Source organism: Moorena sp. SIO3B2, assembly GCF_010692525.1.
Taxonomy (GTDB): domain Bacteria; phylum Cyanobacteriota; class Cyanobacteriia; order Cyanobacteriales; family Coleofasciculaceae; genus Moorena; species Moorena producens.
The window spans coordinates 1-1,488 of the sequence record NZ_JAAHHE010000852.1 but is presented as its reverse complement, the minus strand read 5'-3'; the positions used below and the strand labels follow the sequence as shown (position 1 = coordinate 1,488).

Here is a 1,488-nt window from a genome sequence, read left to right as displayed (position 1 = left end):
GGGGCTATAGTAATGGTAAAAATATTAGGCTTAAGTGACATGCTTCCCCTATTACCTATTACCCATTACCTATTACCCATTCCCCATTCCCCATTCCCCATTCCCCATTCCCCATTCCCCATTCCCCTTTTACAAATATGAGATGCACCCAGCGCGGCTCTCCCCCCAAAGTAAACTTTAGGTAACTCTATCATGCCAGAAAAGCGATGCAGCGCGGTCTTGGGGGTTTCCCCCATGAGCGACTGCATCAAGACGCGATTAGTTGATCATCCCATCGATTACCACGAAGCCATGGAGCGCCTTGAGCAGCTTGCCCAGAGGAATTCCAAGCCCGAAAATTCCTATCCCTATCCCATCACCGAGCGAGAACAAATCCTAATTCGACTGTACAGTTACTGGGAATTGGGTATGACACCGCAACGGTTTTATCAAAAGTGGGACATAACTCCAGAAGATATAGCTTTGATCTGTTCTTGCTCTACTCAAACCGTTAACGGCTGGTTTAACACCAGTCGTCGCTGTTCCCCTCCCACTCCTGCTCACTTGCGCCATCTCGCCATTATGGATTTCTTGTTGGAGGATTTTGAGACAATTCCGAAAGGGTTATTGGAGCGATTGTTCTCGAAGGAGGTCAGAATGAAGAATTTAGAATGAAGAATTTAGAATGAAGAATTTAGAATGAAGAATTTAGAATGAAGAATGAAGAATGTAGAATGCATAATTTAGAATGGTGAATGTAGAATGGTGAATGTAGAATGGTGAAGGCAGAAGGCAGAAGGCAGAAGGCAGGATTTCCAATTCTAAATTCCCAATTCCCAATTCCCAATTCTAAATTCTATTGAATTCTAAATTATGCATTATTAATTCCCAATTATTAATTCTCAATTATTAATTCTCAATTATTAATTCTACATTCTACATTCTACATTCTACATTCTACATTCTCTGCGCCACTCTGCTGCTTTTCGATCCATCTCTTTGATGAACCCATCTTTTCCCTCCATATATGCTTCAATATTGTCTGGATATTTCTTAGCAAGTTCTCGCTTAAGTTCACCGTATTTTTGGGCATCCTTAGGATGGGCAATCAGATAATCTCGAAAGGCTAAGTGGCGCTCTACCTCTACCGAATTAACCTCAAACATATGAACATGATGTGTTCTGATTCCTATTTGATTATGTTTCCGGAAATAACGACGACCTGGTATGCCGTATTCACCCATTCCTTCATAGCCTATTGTTTCCATTCCTGAACTATTTTCATCTACTTTAGTAATGTCTTTGACTTCAACCAAAATATCAATAATCGGTTTAGCGTCTAGTTCTGGAATAGATGTACTCCCAATATGGTGTACAGCAACTATAGTTGTTTCAATTAAGGATAAGACGGTGATGAGGTAAAATGAAAAGGGTATATTTTCAATAACTGACAGCAATGCCATACAGTCTAGATTTCAGAAAAAAAGTAATAAACTATATAGAAAAAGG

The 1,488-nt window shown here is 40.0% G+C and carries 2 protein-coding genes; one reads left to right on the top strand and one right to left on the bottom strand.

The window, feature by feature from the left end:
• Nucleotides 1-234: 234 nt before the first annotated feature.
• A complete protein-coding gene (locus F6K38_RS41770) occupies nt 235-654 on the top strand; it encodes a hypothetical protein (protein WP_287360720.1) in 420 nt (139 codons plus the stop codon).
• 275 nt (nt 655-929) lie between these two features.
• Here F6K38_RS41770 and F6K38_RS41765 read toward each other — a convergent pair whose 3' ends face one another.
• Nucleotides 930-1,442, bottom strand: a complete 513-nt coding sequence (locus F6K38_RS41765) for a GrpB family protein (protein WP_287360718.1) — start codon at nt 1,440-1,442, stop codon at nt 930-932.
• Nucleotides 1,443-1,488: the final 46 nt, after the last annotated feature.